The organism is Shewanella sp. SW32, assembly GCF_025653365.1.
Classification (GTDB): domain Bacteria; phylum Pseudomonadota; class Gammaproteobacteria; order Enterobacterales; family Shewanellaceae; genus Shewanella; species Shewanella oncorhynchi.
The window spans coordinates 18,916-35,638 of the sequence record NZ_JAKKSJ010000018.1; the positions used below are offsets into that span (position 1 = coordinate 18,916).

The following is a 16,723-nucleotide window of genomic DNA, read 5'->3' on the forward strand; positions in this document are numbered from 1 at the left end:
CTTTTTTGTAAGCTTTATACTTAGGGCCGACTAACTACCAGAATTAATCTTGGTCTTTTTCTGGTACAAAACCTTCAATTTCAACATCTTTACCTTCAAATAGGAAAGAGGTCATTTGTTCTTCAAGAAATTTACGATCATCAACATTCATCATGTTGAGTTTTTTCTCGTTGATCAGCATGGTTTGCTTTTTTTGCCATAGGCCCCAAGCTTCTTTGCTGATGTTATCAAAAATGCGCTTACCTAAATCACCTGGATACAGTTGAAAGTCTAGGCCGTCGGCTTCTTTATTTAAATATACGCAATTGACTGTACGCGCCATGATTATTCCTTACTGACTGCGGATTGAACGAGTGATCCCAAATTGGCTAGTACGCGCTCGGTGGCGGCGGCGAGTCCCACTTTGGAAGGATGACTTATGTTATACCAGAGAGACTGGTTTTGTTCCATGACAGCGCCCACGCTCTCTTTATTGCCGAGGGCTTTATCGCCGTGAGTTTTATCTAAGTTAAGCATCATGGGCTGAATATCTAAATGAAAGTGGCTAAATGTGTGCCTAAAGCCAGTTAACCATTCGAGTTGCTGCGCATCAAACCCTTGCTCTTCAAGATGAGTTTCAAGGGCGGCTTGGGTAGCGAATTCAGGGAAACACCAGAGTCCGCCCCAAATTCCCGCTGGCGGACGTTTAGCTAAAAAGACTTGGTTGTCTTGCATCATCACTAACATCCACGCCGCTTTGGTTGGTATGGTTTTTTTAGGTTTTTTGCCAGGGAAATCGGTTTGTCTGCCAATCAGTTGAGCTTTGCAATCAATCGCTACAGGGCAAGCGGCACAGTTAGGTTTGCTACGAGTGCAAATACTGGCGCCGATATCCATCATGGCTTGATTATATTTCTGAATATCTTGCTGCGGTGTGAAGGCATCCGTCAGTTGCCAAAGTTGCTCTTCAACCGTCTTTTGCCCTGGCCAACCTGCGATTGCCCCATGTCTTGCTAATACACGTTTTACGTTGCCATCGAGAATGGGGTGATGTTGCCCAAGTGACAATGACAATACTGCGCCTGCCGTCGAGCGGCCGATGCCAGGTAGGGCGAGCACTTGTTCAAAATGTGTTGGAAATAATCCCTGATAATCATCGCGGATTATTTTGGCTGCTTTATGCAGATTACGCGCCCTAGCGTAATAGCCAAGACCGGTCCAATGATGTAATACCTCATCGTCTGGCGCGTTAGCAAGTGCTAACACATCGGGGAAACGCGCCATAAATTTAAGATAATAGGGAATAACAGTCGCAACCTGAGTTTGTTGCAGCATAATTTCAGAAACCCATACGCGATATGGGGTTTTATCTTGCTGCCAAGGGAGGGTTTTACGACCGTGATTGTCGTACCAAGAGACTATACGTGTAGCGAAGGAGGCTGTAGATTTCATCGGCGCAGTGTAGCGGCAGTTATCTTCTTAGACAAGCGTCAAAGATAAGTTGGCAAGGGATCTAAAGCTAAAAATCGCTGCTAAATTCGCACTCTTAAATAATCTTGGTATACTTTCGCCCCATTAGTGCTTGCACTGTATGTTGAACTTTGGATAATGCCCTTCTTTTATGATGGTGTTGTCCACTAGACGAGGCAAAAATGAGCGAAGTCACTACCGCTGAATTTAATGAAGAAGGCAAGTATCTGCGCAAGATCAGAAGCTTTGTCCTGAGAGAAGGTCGCTTAACCAAAGGCCAAGCACACGCTATTGAAAGCCAGTGGCCAACAATGGGTTTAGATTACAGCCCAGTGCCATTGGTACTAAGCGACGTTTTTGGTCGTGAAGCTGATACTGTGCTGGAAATAGGCTTTGGCATGGGCGCCTCTTTAGTACAAATGGCTAAAGATGCACCAGAGCAAAATTTCATTGGTATTGAAGTACATAAACCGGGTGTAGGCTCTTGCCTCAGTGATGCCGCCATTGCTGGTGTGACTAATTTACGTGTGTATCATCACGATGCCATGGAAGTATTAGAACATGCGATTGCTGACGGTTCATTAGCCCGAGTGCAATTGTTCTTCCCAGATCCTTGGCATAAAAAACGTCACCATAAACGCCGCATCGTACAAGCTGAATTTGCCGAACTTATTCGTCGCAAGCTAAAAATTGGCGGTGTGTTCCATATGGCCACTGACTGGGAAGAGTACAGCGAGCATATGTTAGAGGTGATGCAAGCCGCACTGGGTTATCAAAACCAGTCGGCCGATGGCAGTGTTGTGCCGCGTCCTGATCATCGTCCATTGACAAAGTTTGAAGCCCGCGGCCATAGACTGGGTCACGGTGTATGGGATCTGATGTTTGAGCGTATCGCTTAATCACGAACTCAATTTTAGCTAATTTTAAACACAAAAGGGAAAATCACTATGGCAACTAATCGTAGCCGTCGTTTACGTAAGAAAATGCGCGTTGATGAATTCCAAGAGTTAGGTTTCGATATGGCTTGGACTTTTGATGCATCAGTATCTGAAGCCGATATCGATGCAACTGTAGATAAATTCATCGATGAAGTGATCGAAACCCGTAAATTAGGTTTCCATGGCGGCGGCCACATCGAATGGGAAGGCATTATCGCCACTCAAACGATTGGGAAATGTACCGAAGAAGATATTGCTGCAGTTAAGGCATTCTGGGCGACCCAAAAAGTGTCTCAGGTTGAAGTTAGCGAACTGTACGACATTTGGTGGGGTTAATGCCCGAGTTGGCATTACTTGAGGAAGTGGTCGAGAAAGTTCGACCCTTGCTCGGCCAAGGAAAGGTTGCAAATTATATCCCCGCACTGGCCAGCGTTGATGCTGGCAAATTAGGTATTGCCGTCACGACTGTTGACGGTGAAACTTTAGGTGCGGGCGATTACCTTGAGCCGTTTTCGATTCAAAGTATCTCCAAAGTTTTCAGCTTAACCTTAGCGTTAACTTTATATGAAGAAGCCGAAATTTGGAGCCGTGTTGGCAAAGAACCTTCGGGTCATTCATTCAACTCTTTAGTACAAGTCGAGTTAGAACGTGGCAAGCCGCGCAACCCATTTATCAATGCTGGCGCGTTAGTGATTGCGGACTTATTGCAGAGTCGTTTAGGGGCACCTAAACACAGAATGCTTGAGTTAGTCAGGCAACTAAGCCAAAACGATAAAGTGTGTTTCGATAAACAAGTAGCAGATTCAGAATATCAGCATAGTGCGCGCAATGCGGCTATCGCTTATTTGATGAAGTCGTTTGGTAATTTTCAAGGCGATGTTGATACTGTGCTGCGCACCTATTTTCATTATTGCGCCTTGAAGATGAATTGTGCTGACTTGTCTAAGGCCATGTTGTATTTGGCTAATCGCGGTAAAAGTATCACAGGGACTGAGCTTATCTCTCAAGTGCAAACTCGGCAACTTAACGCTCTGTTGGCGACTTCGGGCCTATACGATGGTGCGGGTGAGTTTGCTTATCGTGTTGGTATGCCAGGTAAAAGTGGCGTCGGCGGAGGTATTATTGCCGTGATCCCTGGAGAACTGTCGATTTGTGTATGGTCGCCAGAACTCGATAATAATGGCAACTCACTTGCGGGCACTGCGATGCTTGAGCATCTCAGTCAGCGTCTCGGTCGTTCTATTTTCTAGTCTTATCTCTCGTTTTTATTAGCACTATTAGACTAAATGTTAGCGAATTTCGCTAATGACCTTTTAGTGCTAACTTTTAAAAATTCAACATAATCAAATTGTTATAAAGTTGGCACGTCTCCTGCTATAAGCTATTCAGTAGTTTAGGTTTATCGAATTATTCAGATTAAAGGACGAACAAAAATGAAATTAAATAAGTTATTAACTGGATTTGCATTATCTGGCGTGATTTTAGGAACATCTAGCGTGCAGCTGGCGCAAGCACAAACAGAGCCAAAAATAGATGAACGCTGTGAAGTTTCCTTAAATTATGACGTTATGGTTGAGCCTAAAAAATTAGTCATGAGCGAGAAGGGCACAGAAAAGTATCGCATCGAAGTTGACAAGTTATTTGTGGAAGGTAAGCAAGTTAACTTAACCGACAAGCAGAAAAAATTGGTTACTCAATATGCCGATGAAGTTTCGACTCAAGTGCCAGAAGTGATTGAACTGGTGAATGAGGCAGTATCTCTTGCTTCCAAAGCGGTTGGTATGGCCTTAACACCTTTAATGGGTGATGCCGCTGGTGCAAAATTTGATGAAATGATGGCTGGCGTTCAAAAACGGGTTGATTCAGTGGCTTATAAGAATGGTGATAGCTTCTATTTAGGGGCGACTGAAGACTCGATGCAAAGTACATTTAACGATGAATTCGAGCAGGAAATGGAACAAATTGTCCAGAATTCAATTGGCGCAATTATGATGAACTTAGGTGGCCAAATCATGTCTGGTGGCGGTGAGAATTTTGAAGCCAAGATGGATACCTTCTCCAAAAAAATGGACAATTTAGGCCAAGATATTGAGCAACAAGTTGAGAGCCAATCTAAGGGATTAGAAGCTAAGGCTGACCGTTTGTGCGACCGATTTGAAAATTTGTTAGTGCTTGAAAATCAATTGCGCCAAGAAGTGCCAGAACTAGCACCTTATGTGTTGACACAAAACTCAACCAAGGAACTGCGTGAATAGTTCTTGTAAATAGTTCTTGCGAATCGCCCTTAGTTTTAACTGCAATAACTTCTATCTCCTTGTGCATGAGTCAAACTTGAATGCTACGCCCCTAGTCAATTTATCGACTAGGGGCTTTTTTATTGGCTACGGTTTAATCGTGGCGACAACCCTTATGGCTAAGTTGATGTGGCTTATAGGCTAGGCTTGCAGCGATTTAGTTCGGAATGTTACAGTCTAGAGACGAATATTTGGTATACTCTTAAAATATAATTAAAAGCTGGCATATCAGTCAGATATAACCCCCTACTTTAGTGGACTTTTTCGGTCTAAATCTCTGCGTTATATCATTTTGATGCGAGATATCAATGCTATGGTTATTTTTAAGCGATGATTACGCTAACCATAGCTGCTCACCGAAAGTTAATATCATTGTCGTAAACAGCTTAAGGCGACTTCCATGTTAGAACTGTTAGAACCTATTGCGATTTTTACTCATGTGGCCAGAGCAGGTAGTTTTAGTGCCGCCGCAAGAAGGCTTGGGATCTCTAAGTCTAAGGTCAGTACACAAGTCGCCGATCTTGAACATAGACTTGGTGTTCAATTAATTCAACGTACCACCCGCAGCTTAAGCCTGACTGAAGCAGGGCATTTGCTGTATCTGCAAGGTGAAGAATTGCTACGTGACGCTGAACAAGCGATAGCCAGCGTGCATAACTTAAATGATGCGACCCGCGGCGTGCTTAAAGTGGGAATTTCCCAATCCTTTGGGGTGATGCATATCATTCCTGCGTTGCCATCTTTTATGGCAAAACACCCTGAGCTTGAGCTACAAGTGAGCTTACTGGACCATAAAGTGGATGTCGTGAGCGAAGGCTTAGACTTACTGTTAACTATGTCTGAGCAATTACCGCTTGGCATGGTTGCTAGACCTCTGATGAAGTGCCAATTCCTGTTAGTTGCTTCGCCTGGCTATATTGCTCAACATGGCGAGCCAACTCGACCTGAGCAGTTAGTTGACCACAACTGTTTGGTCTATCAAGGCGAGTGGCACGAGCACAGCATGTGGCAATTTAAGAAGGGTGATGACTACTGTGAAATTGGCGTATCGGGTAATTTCAGGGTGGATAACGCACCAGCATTAAAATCTGCTGCAATCAGTGGTCTTGGGGTTGTGTATCTTGCGAGTTATCTGATGGAAGATGAGATTGCCAAGGGGACATTAGTGCCTTTACTGAAGGATTGGCAATTGACCCACCATCTGCCATTGCAGGCGGTTTATCCCCGTCGTAAGCACTTAGCACCTAAGGTTAGTTCTTTTATCGAATTCATCAAAGATCACATAGGAACGCCACCGTATTGGGATGCTCCCTATGTCGAATTATTCAGTAAACGTCAGTAAAATAGGAAACATTGTTCTCAAAAGCAGTCTTATGTGGTTTTAAATTGGGCAGGTACTTTTCTGGTCATTTAAAATCAATACTTTAGGTTGAGTTAATGAGTACATTTGTTGATGGTTTTTTAGGGGTTACTAAAGCACTTTTTTATAACATCCTTGAACTCTGTTCTTAATTGAATACAATGGTAACAGTTGATTCGGAATGATCTGAGTCCTATACGTTTATTGGAAATGACCCCTTTCAATTTTTGTATACAGGTCGGCGTTAATGCAGTTTTGGATCACAGCCAACAGAAGTTTGAGAACTAAAACAATGTTGGCTCTTTAAACCATCATCCTAGTTTTTGGTTTACCTCAGCCTTATCGCTGAGGTAATTTTTTTATTGATGGTTTGCAGCCTTGAACACAAGTTTTGTCTCCCTGTACCCTAAAGTCGCAACTGTGTGTTAAATGATGTGAAGGCAAGTGCTAAAGCATATATTAATGCAACAAATATAGTGACCCACAGTGAGAAGGGTTCTGTTATCTAACGGGATAATGGTACCAATAAAAAAGCCACTTTCGAGTGGCTTTTTTATTGGGCGCAGCTTAAGACTTTCACTTATGTCGCTTTAGTCGTGAAGCAAGTTAACAGTGCTTCACGGCTAAGCATTAAGGCATTAGGCCTGCTTCTTACTGGCTATCCAGAGATCGACTTGTTGCTCTAACACATCCAGTGGTAATGCGCCGTTAGCAAGTACTAGCGTATGGAAGTCGCGGATATCAAATTGACTGCCAAGTTGTTGCTCTGCTTTATGTCTTAGCTCTAGTAGTTTAATCATACCTACTTTATAGGCTGTCGCTTGCGATGGCATAACGATATGGCGTTCAACCATTTTCACCGCATCTGATTTAGCATTTGGCGTATTGTCCACGTAATAGGTTATGCCTTGCTCGCGGGTCCACTTTTTAGCGTGGATACCAGTATCAACGACTAAGCGACAGGCACGCCACAACTCCATTGCTAGGCGACCAAAGTCAGAATAGGGATCGGCGTAGAGTCCCATTTCTTTCGGGAAAGATTCGCTATATAAACCCCAGCCCTCGATATACGCGGTATAGCCACCAAATTTGCGGAACTTAGGAATATTTTGCAGTTCTTGGGAAATGGCTATCTGCATGTGATGACCCGGAATACCTTCGTGGTAGGCCAGTGCCTCCATTTGGTATTTCGGCATGGCTTTCATGTCATATAGGTTTGCATAGTAGCTACCTGGACGAGAACCATCCGGTGCCGGTTGTTCATAGAAGGCTTTACCCGCGGATTTTTCCCTAAAGGCTTCAACCTGCTTCACTACCATGGTGGCCTTAGGTTTTACTTTGAACACTTCATCCAAGCGCGACTTCATATTGTCGATGAACTTAGTCGCCTCAGCTAAATAGGCGGCTTTACCTTCGGCGGTATTGGGGTAGTAGAACTGGGGATCATCACGCATAAAGCTAAAGAATTGCTGCAAATCGCCTTTAAAATTGACCTTCTTCATGATGGCACGCATTTCATTGTGAATACGTTCCACCTCAGAAAGTCCTAAGTCATGGATTTGATCGGCGCTCATGTTTGTCGTGGTCGTTCGTGTCAAGGCATTATTGTAATAGGCGGGGCCGTTAGGGAGTTTCCACGCACCATCGCGGTCATCAGCTTTGGCTGCTAAGGTTTTTATGTAACTGATGAGCTTGTTATAGGCGGGTTCAACTTGAGTAATGAGTGCTTGCTCAGCATGTTTAAGCAGTGCTTGCTTCTCTGTCTCTTGAATCGCTAATGGGTTCACTTTACGGCGAAAATCTGCGAGTAGCGCGCTGTCGTCACCCTTATCAAAAGGCGCACCTTTGATGATGTTTTGGCTGTCTGAAATCACATAGGCGAATACAAACTTAGGCGCGATAATGCCTTTATCTGCGCGAACTTCTAATACTGTCTGTAATTGACTTAAACGTTTGGGCACGCCATTCAAGCGGCTGATATAGGCCTTGGCATCGCTGACATCTGTGATTTGATGTTGGTTAATTAAGAAGGAGGCGATCATAGAGTGGCCACCATACATCTGATTCACAGGGTAATTATGATAGCGCCATTGGTCATCTTCGATGTCATTTTGCAGATTTTGCTTCAGTAACGTGAGGCTAAGATGAGTTTGTGGATCGAGTTTGGTCGCATCAATCTGATTGACCCGCGCCAGTTGTTTTTTTGTGCGATCTAGGGTTTTATCATCGGCGGCATCACCTAGTTCATCCCATTTATCATAGTCTTGCTTGATCCCCATATAGGTCTGCGAAATGGGACTCGCCATGATGTTTTCCATGAAGATGGTTTCGAACAACGCATTGGCTTTGTCTGATTCGGTTTGCACTACTGCATTCATAGGTTCACTTGCACTGTGTAAGGCTGGCGAGCTTGATGCTGCATACGCGGGAATGGTCAGCAGGGCTGAAAGGGTTAGTGCGACTAAGCTGATTTTAGTTTTTATTGGCATGATCAGGCTTCCTAGATTGAGTTGCATCAATTCTAAAGAAGCTGGACAAGAATGTATGGATATTAATGTTAGAAAATGTGTTAGCAGTAATAGTATTAAACTGCACTATTTAAAGCTAACACATTATTTATAGAGCTATTTTAACGGCAGACTTAACAGAATTGTGTCAGTAAATCATTAACAAACATATGACCTTTACTGGTTAATTGCCAATGTTCAGCGGATTCTGTCAGTAAACCGCGCTGTTTGGCTTTTTCCATTCCTTCGGTCAATGTGTCTCTGTGCTGTCCGGTACGCAGTTCAAATTCTTGCTTAGGGATAGGTGTCATCAGACGTAGGCGATTCATTAAATATTCGAGCGCGCGGTCTTCCTCTGCAACTTCAATCGATTCGAAGGTGTAGTTGTGGGCACTCAGATATCCCTTGGGATGTTTAATTTTTACCGTGCGTATGATGCGGTTTTCTTCAGGCAGCGTCACTTTGCCGTGGGCGCCACAGCCTATGCCTAGATAATCCCCAAACTGCCAGTAGTTGAGATTGTGCCTACATTGGTAACCGAGTTTTGCATAGGCAGATATTTCGTATTGCTCATACCCTAATGCGGCCAACTTTTGTTGACCTTGCTCATAGATATGCCAGAGTGCTTCGTCATCGGGCAGCTGTGGCGGTTTTGAGTGGAATAGGGTGTTGGGCTCAATCGTTAACTGGTACCAAGATAGGTGTGGCGGGTTAAGCGCCGCAGCCGTGTCGATATCGGCCATAGCTTCAGCAAAGCTTTGATTGGGCAATCCATGCATTAAATCGAGGTTAAAACTCAAGTATCCCGCTTGGCTGGCTTTTTGAGCGGCGACTTGTGCCTCGTTTTGATCGTGAATACGTCCGAGTAAGTTGAGTTTATCCTTAGAAAAGCTTTGCACCCCGATAGATAAACGAGTGACGCCCGCTGCACGATAGGCACTAAAGTCATCGTGCTCTAAAGTACCAGGATTGGCTTCCATAGTGATTTCGATATTGTCACTAAAGGGAATTAGCGCATTGGCACCATCGAGTATGCGTTTGATTTGTTTAGCATCGAATAAGGATGGCGTGCCGCCACCGATAAAGATGGTATGGATCTGCCGCCCTTGGGCGAGATGTAAATCTTGGCGTAAGTCTTCCAATAGCGCATCAACATAAGCCTCTTGTGGCAGTTCGCCATTTTGGCCATGGGAATTAAAGTCACAATAGGGACACTTTTGTACGCACCAGGGAATATGGATATACAGACTGAGTGGTGGCAGTTCGAGCTTTATCGCAGTAGTCACGGCAGTTGACGACATTATTGTGCATTCCCGCCTGTTAATACGCCTTGGGCTTGCATGGCGGCGATGAGTTGCACTAGAGCTTTACCACGATGACTTAAGGCATTTTTCTCGTTGCTGCTCAGCTCTGCCGCGCTACATTGATAATTTTCAGGGATAAAAATCGGATCGTAACCATGGCCATTAGCGCCGCGTTGGCTAAAGTCGATTTGGCCTTCCCATGAGGCTTGGCAAATAATCGGGGTAGGGTCTTTCGCATGGCGCATATATACCAGTACGCATTGGAATCTTGCCCCGCGAGGTGCTGGCTGGTCTTTTAACGTCTCAAGTAGTTTCAATACGTTGTCTTGATCTTTGGCATTTTCGCCCGCGTAACGTGCTGAATAAATGCCTGGAGCGCCTTGGAGTAAATCCACTTCTAAACCCGAATCATCGGCAATGGCCGCAAGTCCGGTGATTTCGGCGGCATGCCTTGCTTTGATAATGGCATTCTCTACAAAAGTGGTACCCGTTTCTGCTACTTCGCTGACATTAAACTGGCTCTGCGGCAGTACAGTGACACCGTAGCTTGCGAGCATTTGATCGAATTCGGCGAGTTTGCCTTTATTACCGCTGGCGAGGACGATTTGTTGCATGGAATACCTATCATAAATGGGGCGACGTGCGTTGGCACTATGATACCCAAGCTCAATAGTAAAGGACAGGGAAAGGGGTTGGCGCTACAGGAAAGCAACGCCAACAAAGGTATAAAATAGGTTTATTCAACGTAGAATTTTTGCTTGAACTGTAAGTTCGTGTTCAGTTGATTGGCATATTTAATTGCGATATTGAAGTTGATTTCCTGATCATCGCGGTAGGGCACTTCGGCAATGTAATAAATCGCATCACCTTCGCGGATCTCTTTAAACGTTAGATTGATTCGCGCATCTAACAAATTATTAGCAACTCCAGTAATTTCAACGGGTACTGCGGGCTTATTCGCTTCGCTAATATCTAATACGGCAATATTGATGATGCCAGTGTAGTTACTGCGCTTAATGCCATAGGATTTGGCTATGCTAGGCGTTAAAAATGTACTGCCAAGTGCCATGTAATGAATATCAAAATTGCCGACAGTTTCTTTTTGCTCGGCATTTGCAACACCGCAAAGGCTGGCCGTGAGGGCTAATACAGCGAGAAGATTACGGAACATGATGGGATACCTCATATTAGGGAATGTTGGATTATAGGGCCGCTGTGACTATTTTTTCTAATAAATTAATAGCATTCAAAGGATTAATTCGTTTTCAGTTGTACGATTCTTTAACTGAGTGACCTTTCAACTGAATTACCTTTCACTATCTTGCCCCATCAGTTCAGTAATGACACTTGGGATGATCTTAGGGTCAATAATGCGGATTTGTTTATGTCGGCCAAGTTCACCTTTTAATATGTGAATATCGCTCTTTGGCACTTTAAAAGCTTTTGCTAAGTACTTGCTTAAATGGGCATTCGCTTTGCCATCTATCGGGGGCGCAGTGATGGCTACTTTTAGCTCATCACCGTGCAACCCTACAATTTGATCTCGGCTAGCCTTAGGCTGAATGTAGAGATTGAGCAGCAGGTCACCCTGCTGCAAAGTCACTGCACTCATTAGATCACTGCCCAATAAGGGATATATTGAGCAAGTAACATATTGAGGAAATTCATACCAATAATGACCAGCATTACGGATAAATCTAAACCACCAATTGGCGGTATGATACGACGTATTGGCGCTAATACGGGTTCAGTTAACTGACCCATAATCATTACAATTGGATTATAGCCTTGGTTAAACCAGCTTAAGATTGCGCGTATTAATAGCATCCAAAATAGCAGCACCCCTGCTTTTTTGACCACAGATACAATGGCAAACAGCAAAAATAACAGTATGTCTATGCCACCGCCCGCAATGAGGCTAATTAGTAGCAGCTTGGCTATCACAACCAATAATGCGAGGACGAAAGATGCGGTATCAAATCGCCCTAAGGAAGGCAAAATACGGCGCATTGGTGCGATGAGCGGGTGAGTTGCTTTAACAATAAATTGGCTAAAAGGATTGTAAAAATCTGCCCTTGCCAGTTGTAACCAAATCCGCAAAATCACCACCATCAAATAGAGATCGAATAGAGTGGTGATTAAAAAGGTAAATGCATTCATCGAGATTTCTACCTATTAAAGTTCGATATAAAAACGTGTTAGTGGATCAAAATGTTTTAGCCATTTCTTCTGCACGATTAATACAGTTTTCCATGGCTTTTTTTACTAAGCCGCGCATATCCGCAGCTTCAAATGTCGCCAGCGCTTGTGCGGTGGTGCCACCCTTTGAAGTAACATTCTCCCTTAAATTACCTAAGGTCAGTTGTGGGTTTTGCTTTGCCATCATAGCAGCGCCAAGCGCAGCTTGCTGCACTAAACTTCTGGCTTTTGTTTCATCCATTCCCATTTCTTTGCCTGCATCTATCATAGACTCCATTAGCAAAAAGAAATAAGCCGGTGAACTGCCCGATAGTGCAATCACTTGATCTAAATCTGACTCTTCATTTACCCACACTATTTCGCCGCCGCTTGACATCAAACGATCGCAAATGGCTTTCTGATCGGTAGTAATGCTTTGAGGCGCATAGAGGCCAGTCATACCCACACTAATTTGCATCGGCGTATTTGGCATGGCGCGGATAAGTTTGATGTCTTGTGCCAGATAGTCGGTATATCGCTTTGCTTTAATGCCCGCAGCGATAGTGATGACTAACTTATTCGACAGCTCGACTGTCTGTAATGCTTCACAAACTTGTTGCATCAATTGTGGTTTTACCGAAAGTACTATGACATCGGCAGCTTGCGCCGCGGCTAAATTATCCTGAGAAATCAAAATTCCAAAATCGTCTTTTAGTGCATCGAGTTTACCTTGGCTGGGATTAGTCGCTTGGATGAGTTGAGCTGGATAGCCGCTATTGACTAAGCCACTGATGATGCTGCGCGTCATATTGCCGGCACCGATAAAGCAGATTTTCTGTTGATCCATTTGATTCTCTTCAGTGTATTAACCGTTAACTTGTAACATCTTCACCTTAAATTAAGATGATAAAACGGTTAGTCATTTGAATGACTGAGCCTAATTATCGACTCTCGCTAATTGCTCTTAAATCGTTAATGTTCGGTGTTCTTGAATACAGTATTTGGGCATAAAGTGCTAAAAACAAGGTTAAACTGACCTCTAACTAAATGCCTAACGTGATTTTACACAGCGTAATTGCGCTCACCAAAAATGGCACTGCCAATACGCACCATAGTTGAACCGCAGCTAATCGCTGTATCTAGGTCATTACTCATCCCCATTGAAAGCGTATCTACAGTGGGATAATGCGATTTAAGTTCTTGAAATAGATTGTTTAACATGGAAAACTCTTTAAGCTGTAACTCTGTATCCGCGGTTGCCGTTGGAATTGCCATTAGGCCCCTCAGTGCTAAGTTAGGTAGCTGAGCTATCAGTTCGGCCAGTGGCAGCATTTGAGCCGCATCTATGCCAGATTTTGTGTCTTCAGCACTGATATTAATTTGAATACAGACGTTTAATGGCGTCAATTCGGCCGGACGTTGCTCATTGAGACGTAGGGCAATTTTGTCGCGTGAGAGGGTATGCATCCAATCGAAATGCTGGGCGACTATGCTGGTTTTATTGGATTGGAGTGGGCCGATAAAATGCCATTCTATGTCCGGGAAATCCCCCTTGAGCGCAGTAATTTTTTCAGCGCCTTCTTGGACATAGTTTTCGCCAAAGCAACGCTGACCCGCTTGGTAGGCTGCTATAATGTCTTCAATAGGTTTAGTCTTGCTGACGGCAAGTAAGCGAATACTGCTGGGGTGGCGGGCACATTTTTGCGCTGCTTGTGTGATCCTGCGCTGGGCGATTGCGAGTCTGTCTGCTATTGTTGTCATGATGTAATTATCTAGTTGCAAGGATATCCCAAACGATGGAAATCACTGAGTTATTGGCATTTAGTGTAAAACACAAAGCCTCGGATCTACACCTTTCTGCAGGGATATCTCCCATGATCCGTGTTGACGGTGAAGTGAGAAAAATTAACCTGCCTGCGCTCGATCATCAAGGTGTACACAGTTTAGTGTACGACATAATGAATGATAAGCAGCGCAAGGACTACGAAGAACATTTAGAAATCGATTTCTCGTTCGAAGTCCCTAATCTTGCACGCTTTCGTGTTAACGCATTCAATCAATCCCGTGGTGCAGCGGCTGTGTTTCGTACCATTCCAAGTGACATTTTGTCACTTGAGCAATTAGGTGCGCCGGAAATTTTAAAAAAAATTGCCAGTTTCCCTCGCGGATTAGTCCTAGTGACTGGACCTACGGGGTCGGGTAAGAGTACCACACTTGCCGCCATGGTGGATTACGTGAATGAAAATCGACATGATCATATCTTAACCATTGAAGATCCTATCGAATTCGTTCACCAAAATAAGCAATGTTTGATTAACCAACGTGAAGTTCATCGCCATACCCACAGCTTTAATGCGGCGCTTAGAAGCGCACTACGTGAAGACCCAGACGTGATTTTAGTCGGTGAGATGCGTGACCTTGAGACCATTCGTTTGGCGATGACCGCCGCTGAAACAGGCCACTTAGTGTTTGGTACCTTGCATACTACTTCTGCCGCGAAAACGATTGACCGTGTGGTCGACGTATTCCCCGCCGGTGAAAAAGACATGGTGCGCACTATGTTGTCTGAATCGCTGCAAGCGGTTATTTCGCAAACCCTGATTAAAAAGGTGGGAGGAGGCCGTGTCGCCGCCCATGAAATCATGATGGGCACGCCTGCTATCCGCAATTTAATTCGTGAAGACAAAGTGGCGCAGATGTATTCGGCAATTCAAACAGGTATGGCCCATGGAATGCAGACCTTAGAGCAATGTTTACAGAACTTAGTCAATCGCGGTCTTATCACCCGTGAAGATGCAATGGCGAAGAGTTCGAATAAACAAGCGACATTTTAAGGATTTATGATGGATGTTCGTCCGTTTTTAAAAGTGATAGTGGAACGCAAAGCCTCCGACTTGTTCATCACAGCGGGTTTTCCGCCGAGTGCCAAGATTGACGGTGAATTGCGTCCCTTGGCAGAAAGTGCGTTTACACCAGCACAATCACTGGATTTTGTTGAGTCGTTAATGACAGAGGCGCAGAAGCAAGAGTTTCATTCCACTCGTGAGTGTAACTTCGCTTTTGCGGCAAAGGATTTAGGTCGTTTTCGGGTGAGCGCTTTTTGGCAGCGTGAATCGCCTGGCTGCGTGATGCGCCGTATTGAGACTAAAATCCCTGATGTCGATGATTTAAAATTGCCGCCTATTCTAAAAGATCTGGTGATGAGCAAACGTGGCCTCATCATTATGGTAGGCGGAACGGGAACGGGTAAGTCAACGTCCTTGGCGGCCTTGGTGGGTTATCGCAATGGTCATGCCCGTGGGCATATTTTGACTATTGAAGATCCGGTTGAATTCGTTCACGACCACAGAAAAAGCATAATCACTCAGCGTGAAGTGGGCATAGATACTGAATCTTTCGATGCGGCGCTAAAAAGCTCCCTTCGCCAAGCTCCCGATGTGATCTTGATTGGTGAAATTCGTACCCAAGAGACGATGGAGTTTGCGCTGTCATTTGCAGAAACGGGTCACCTTTGTATGGCAACCTTGCATGCCAACAACGCCAACCAAGCGTTAGACCGGATTATGCATCTCGTGCCTGAGAGTAAGCATCAACAGTTGTTGTTCGATTTATCATTGAATTTACGCGGTATTGTGGCGCAGCAATTGATACCGAAAGTCGATGGCACAGGGCGTCGCGCCGCGATTGAAGTATTGATTAACACCCCAAGGGTGGCGAGTTTAATTGCGAAGAACGAGCTGCATTTGCTCAAAGAAACCATGGCAAAATCCAACGAGCAGGGCATGCAGACGTTCGATCAGGCCTTGCTGAAACTTTATGTCGATGGCGAGATTAGTTACGCCGATGCGCTGCACCATGCTGATTCACCGAACGATTTACGTTTGATGATTAAATTACAGAATAAAGAATCCACGGGCTCAGGCTTTATGGAAGGTGTCACCTTAGACATGGACTAACACGAGAGCCAGATTCTGGATTAAGCAGCTCTTTATGGGCTGCTTTTTGTTTGTGTATTAGATTTTCGTTCAGCTCAATCGGTTCTACTTCATCGCTATGTTGCCATTATCCATAGCTTTTATTTTTTAATTCAATATGATCTTTACCTAGTACGTTTACGTAATGTACAGGTAAAGGAGAAAGCAATGAAAAAATTACCTATGATATTCGCTATGACAGCGAGCTTGATGAGTGTTGGCGCTATGGCGGCCACTTGTCCCGAGTATCTGAACCTTGAAGTACGAAAATTACATTCTGAAGAGACGGTTAATCTGTGTGAATTGACTCAGGGAAAACCAGTCTTGATTGTCAACACGGCCAGTAACTGTGGTTACACCCCGCAGTTTAAAGCGCTCGAAACATTGCATGAAAACTACAAAGATAAAGGCTTAGTGGTCATTGGTTTCCCATCGGATGATTTTTTCCAAGAAGAAAATGATGAGAAAGATACGGCTAAAGTGTGTTACATCAATTACGGTGTCACCTTTACTATGCTGTCGACATCGCCAGTACGTGGTAGTGACGCTAATAGTGTCTTCAAATACTTAGCCGAAAAAACCGGTGCGCCTAAGTGGAATTTTTATAAGTATGTCGTCAGCGGTGATGGTGCGGTTGTGCAACAGTTCAATTCTAAAGTGAAGCCAGATAGTGAAGAGCTTAAGCAAGCGATAGAATCTGTACTTTAATCTTACGAATA

At 44.3% G+C, this 16,723-nt stretch carries 18 protein-coding genes; 8 read left to right on the forward strand and 10 right to left on the reverse strand.

The window, feature by feature from the left end:
- Positions 1-43: 43 nt before the first annotated feature.
- Positions 44-322: an oxidative damage protection protein gene (locus tag L5M28_RS12240; protein ID WP_011788659.1), complete on the reverse strand. Its 279-nt coding sequence runs from the start codon at positions 320-322 to the stop codon at positions 44-46.
- Between the two features lie 2 nt (positions 323-324).
- Positions 325-1,431 carry an A/G-specific adenine glycosylase gene (mutY, locus tag L5M28_RS12245; RefSeq protein ID WP_263203439.1) on the reverse strand — a complete coding sequence of 369 codons (1,107 nt, stop codon included), beginning with the start codon at positions 1,429-1,431 and terminating at the stop codon, positions 325-327.
- Positions 1,432-1,631: 200 nt separating this feature from the next.
- Here mutY and trmB point away from each other — a divergent pair, with 200 nt between their 5' ends.
- The 5 genes from trmB to L5M28_RS12270 all read left to right on the forward strand — a co-directional run bounded on the left by trmB (position 1,632) and on the right by L5M28_RS12270 (position 6,023).
- A complete protein-coding gene (gene trmB, locus L5M28_RS12250; RefSeq protein ID WP_173497616.1) occupies positions 1,632-2,348 on the forward strand; it encodes a tRNA (guanosine(46)-N7)-methyltransferase TrmB in 717 nt (238 codons plus the stop codon).
- A gap of 48 nt (positions 2,349-2,396) precedes the next feature.
- Positions 2,397-2,723, forward strand: a complete 327-nt coding sequence (locus tag L5M28_RS12255; protein WP_028761293.1) for a YggL family protein — start codon at positions 2,397-2,399, stop codon at positions 2,721-2,723.
- A complete protein-coding gene (gene glsB / locus L5M28_RS12260; protein ID WP_113939414.1) occupies positions 2,723-3,637 on the forward strand; it encodes a glutaminase B in 915 nt (304 codons plus the stop codon). Before L5M28_RS12255 ends, glsB begins: the two co-directional genes overlap by 1 nt.
- A gap of 183 nt (positions 3,638-3,820) precedes the next feature.
- Positions 3,821-4,642 carry a YggN family protein gene (locus tag L5M28_RS12265; RefSeq protein WP_173497617.1) on the forward strand — a complete coding sequence of 274 codons (822 nt, stop codon included), beginning with the start codon at positions 3,821-3,823 and terminating at the stop codon, positions 4,640-4,642.
- 439 nt (positions 4,643-5,081) lie between these two features.
- The gene (locus tag L5M28_RS12270; protein WP_006082526.1) at positions 5,082-6,023 is read left to right on the forward strand and encodes a LysR family transcriptional regulator; all 942 of its coding nucleotides are present in this window, start codon (positions 5,082-5,084) and stop codon (positions 6,021-6,023) included.
- A 656-nt stretch (positions 6,024-6,679) separates the two neighbouring features.
- Here L5M28_RS12270 and L5M28_RS12275 read toward each other — a convergent pair.
- The 8 genes from L5M28_RS12275 to L5M28_RS12310 form a co-directional block, all read right to left on the reverse strand.
- Positions 6,680-8,530 (reverse strand): DUF885 domain-containing protein, encoded by a 1,851-nt coding sequence (locus L5M28_RS12275; protein ID WP_263203442.1) that lies wholly within the window; start codon positions 8,528-8,530, stop codon positions 6,680-6,682.
- Positions 8,531-8,682: 152 nt separating this feature from the next.
- Positions 8,683-9,849: a radical SAM family heme chaperone HemW gene (gene hemW / locus L5M28_RS12280; protein ID WP_263148729.1), complete on the reverse strand. Its 1,167-nt coding sequence runs from the start codon at positions 9,847-9,849 to the stop codon at positions 8,683-8,685.
- The gene (rdgB, locus tag L5M28_RS12285; RefSeq protein ID WP_131523655.1) at positions 9,849-10,466 is read right to left on the reverse strand and encodes an RdgB/HAM1 family non-canonical purine NTP pyrophosphatase; all 618 of its coding nucleotides are present in this window, start codon (positions 10,464-10,466) and stop codon (positions 9,849-9,851) included. Before rdgB ends, hemW begins: the two co-directional genes overlap by 1 nt.
- A gap of 122 nt (positions 10,467-10,588) precedes the next feature.
- Entirely contained in the window at positions 10,589-11,023 is a 435-nt protein-coding gene (locus L5M28_RS12290) for a DUF4426 domain-containing protein (RefSeq protein ID WP_263148730.1), read from the reverse strand.
- 135 nt (positions 11,024-11,158) lie between these two features.
- Positions 11,159-11,464: a DUF167 family protein YggU gene (yggU, locus tag L5M28_RS12295; RefSeq protein ID WP_168824592.1), complete on the reverse strand. Its 306-nt coding sequence runs from the start codon at positions 11,462-11,464 to the stop codon at positions 11,159-11,161.
- Positions 11,464-12,012: a YggT family protein gene (locus tag L5M28_RS12300; RefSeq protein ID WP_263148731.1), complete on the reverse strand. Its 549-nt coding sequence runs from the start codon at positions 12,010-12,012 to the stop codon at positions 11,464-11,466. The genes yggU and L5M28_RS12300 overlap by 1 nt, the downstream gene beginning before the upstream one ends.
- 46 nt (positions 12,013-12,058) lie before the next feature.
- On the reverse strand, positions 12,059-12,877 hold the full coding sequence (gene proC, locus L5M28_RS12305; RefSeq protein WP_263148732.1) for a pyrroline-5-carboxylate reductase: 819 nt from the start codon (positions 12,875-12,877) through the stop codon (positions 12,059-12,061).
- 215 nt (positions 12,878-13,092) lie between these two features.
- Entirely contained in the window at positions 13,093-13,791 is a 699-nt protein-coding gene (locus tag L5M28_RS12310; RefSeq protein ID WP_263203443.1) for a YggS family pyridoxal phosphate-dependent enzyme, read from the reverse strand.
- A gap of 35 nt (positions 13,792-13,826) precedes the next feature.
- Between L5M28_RS12310 and L5M28_RS12315 the strand changes: the two genes are divergently transcribed.
- The 3 genes from L5M28_RS12315 (at position 13,827) to L5M28_RS12325 (ending at position 16,712) form a co-directional block, all read left to right on the forward strand.
- The gene (locus tag L5M28_RS12315) at positions 13,827-14,864 is read left to right on the forward strand and encodes a type IV pilus twitching motility protein PilT (protein WP_263203444.1); all 1,038 of its coding nucleotides are present in this window, start codon (positions 13,827-13,829) and stop codon (positions 14,862-14,864) included.
- 9 nt (positions 14,865-14,873) lie between these two features.
- Entirely contained in the window at positions 14,874-15,986 is a 1,113-nt protein-coding gene (locus L5M28_RS12320; protein WP_028761282.1) for a PilT/PilU family type 4a pilus ATPase, read from the forward strand.
- Positions 15,987-16,172: 186 nt separating this feature from the next.
- Entirely contained in the window at positions 16,173-16,712 is a 540-nt protein-coding gene (locus L5M28_RS12325; protein ID WP_263181280.1) for a glutathione peroxidase, read from the forward strand.
- Positions 16,713-16,723: the final 11 nt, after the last annotated feature.

Excerpts from the sequence above, each read along its gene's own strand:
- L5M28_RS12240 (WP_011788659.1), bottom strand. The coding sequence starts at position 322 with ATGGCGCGTACAGTCAATTGCGTATATTTAAATAAAGAAGCCGACGGC.
- mutY (WP_263203439.1), bottom strand. The coding sequence starts at position 1,431 with ATGAAATCTACAGCCTCCTTCGCTACACGTATAGTCTCTTGGTACGAC.
- trmB (WP_173497616.1), top strand. The coding sequence starts at position 1,632 with ATGAGCGAAGTCACTACCGCTGAATTTAATGAAGAAGGCAAGTATCTG.
- L5M28_RS12255 (WP_028761293.1), top strand. The coding sequence starts at position 2,397 with ATGGCAACTAATCGTAGCCGTCGTTTACGTAAGAAAATGCGCGTTGAT.
- glsB (WP_113939414.1), top strand. The coding sequence starts at position 2,723 with ATGCCCGAGTTGGCATTACTTGAGGAAGTGGTCGAGAAAGTTCGACCC.
- L5M28_RS12265 (WP_173497617.1), top strand. The coding sequence starts at position 3,821 with ATGAAATTAAATAAGTTATTAACTGGATTTGCATTATCTGGCGTGATT.
- L5M28_RS12270 (WP_006082526.1), top strand. The coding sequence starts at position 5,082 with ATGTTAGAACTGTTAGAACCTATTGCGATTTTTACTCATGTGGCCAGA.
- L5M28_RS12275 (WP_263203442.1), bottom strand. The coding sequence starts at position 8,530 with ATGCCAATAAAAACTAAAATCAGCTTAGTCGCACTAACCCTTTCAGCC.
- hemW (WP_263148729.1), bottom strand. The coding sequence starts at position 9,849 with ATGTCGTCAACTGCCGTGACTACTGCGATAAAGCTCGAACTGCCACCA.
- rdgB (WP_131523655.1), bottom strand. The coding sequence starts at position 10,466 with ATGCAACAAATCGTCCTCGCCAGCGGTAATAAAGGCAAACTCGCCGAA.
- L5M28_RS12290 (WP_263148730.1), bottom strand. The coding sequence starts at position 11,023 with ATGTTCCGTAATCTTCTCGCTGTATTAGCCCTCACGGCCAGCCTTTGC.
- yggU (WP_168824592.1), bottom strand. The coding sequence starts at position 11,464 with ATGAGTGCAGTGACTTTGCAGCAGGGTGACCTGCTGCTCAATCTCTAC.
- L5M28_RS12300 (WP_263148731.1), bottom strand. The coding sequence starts at position 12,012 with ATGAATGCATTTACCTTTTTAATCACCACTCTATTCGATCTCTATTTG.
- proC (WP_263148732.1), bottom strand. The coding sequence starts at position 12,877 with ATGGATCAACAGAAAATCTGCTTTATCGGTGCCGGCAATATGACGCGC.
- L5M28_RS12310 (WP_263203443.1), bottom strand. The coding sequence starts at position 13,791 with ATGACAACAATAGCAGACAGACTCGCAATCGCCCAGCGCAGGATCACA.
- L5M28_RS12315 (WP_263203444.1), top strand. The coding sequence starts at position 13,827 with ATGGAAATCACTGAGTTATTGGCATTTAGTGTAAAACACAAAGCCTCG.
- L5M28_RS12320 (WP_028761282.1), top strand. The coding sequence starts at position 14,874 with ATGGATGTTCGTCCGTTTTTAAAAGTGATAGTGGAACGCAAAGCCTCC.
- L5M28_RS12325 (WP_263181280.1), top strand. The coding sequence starts at position 16,173 with ATGAAAAAATTACCTATGATATTCGCTATGACAGCGAGCTTGATGAGT.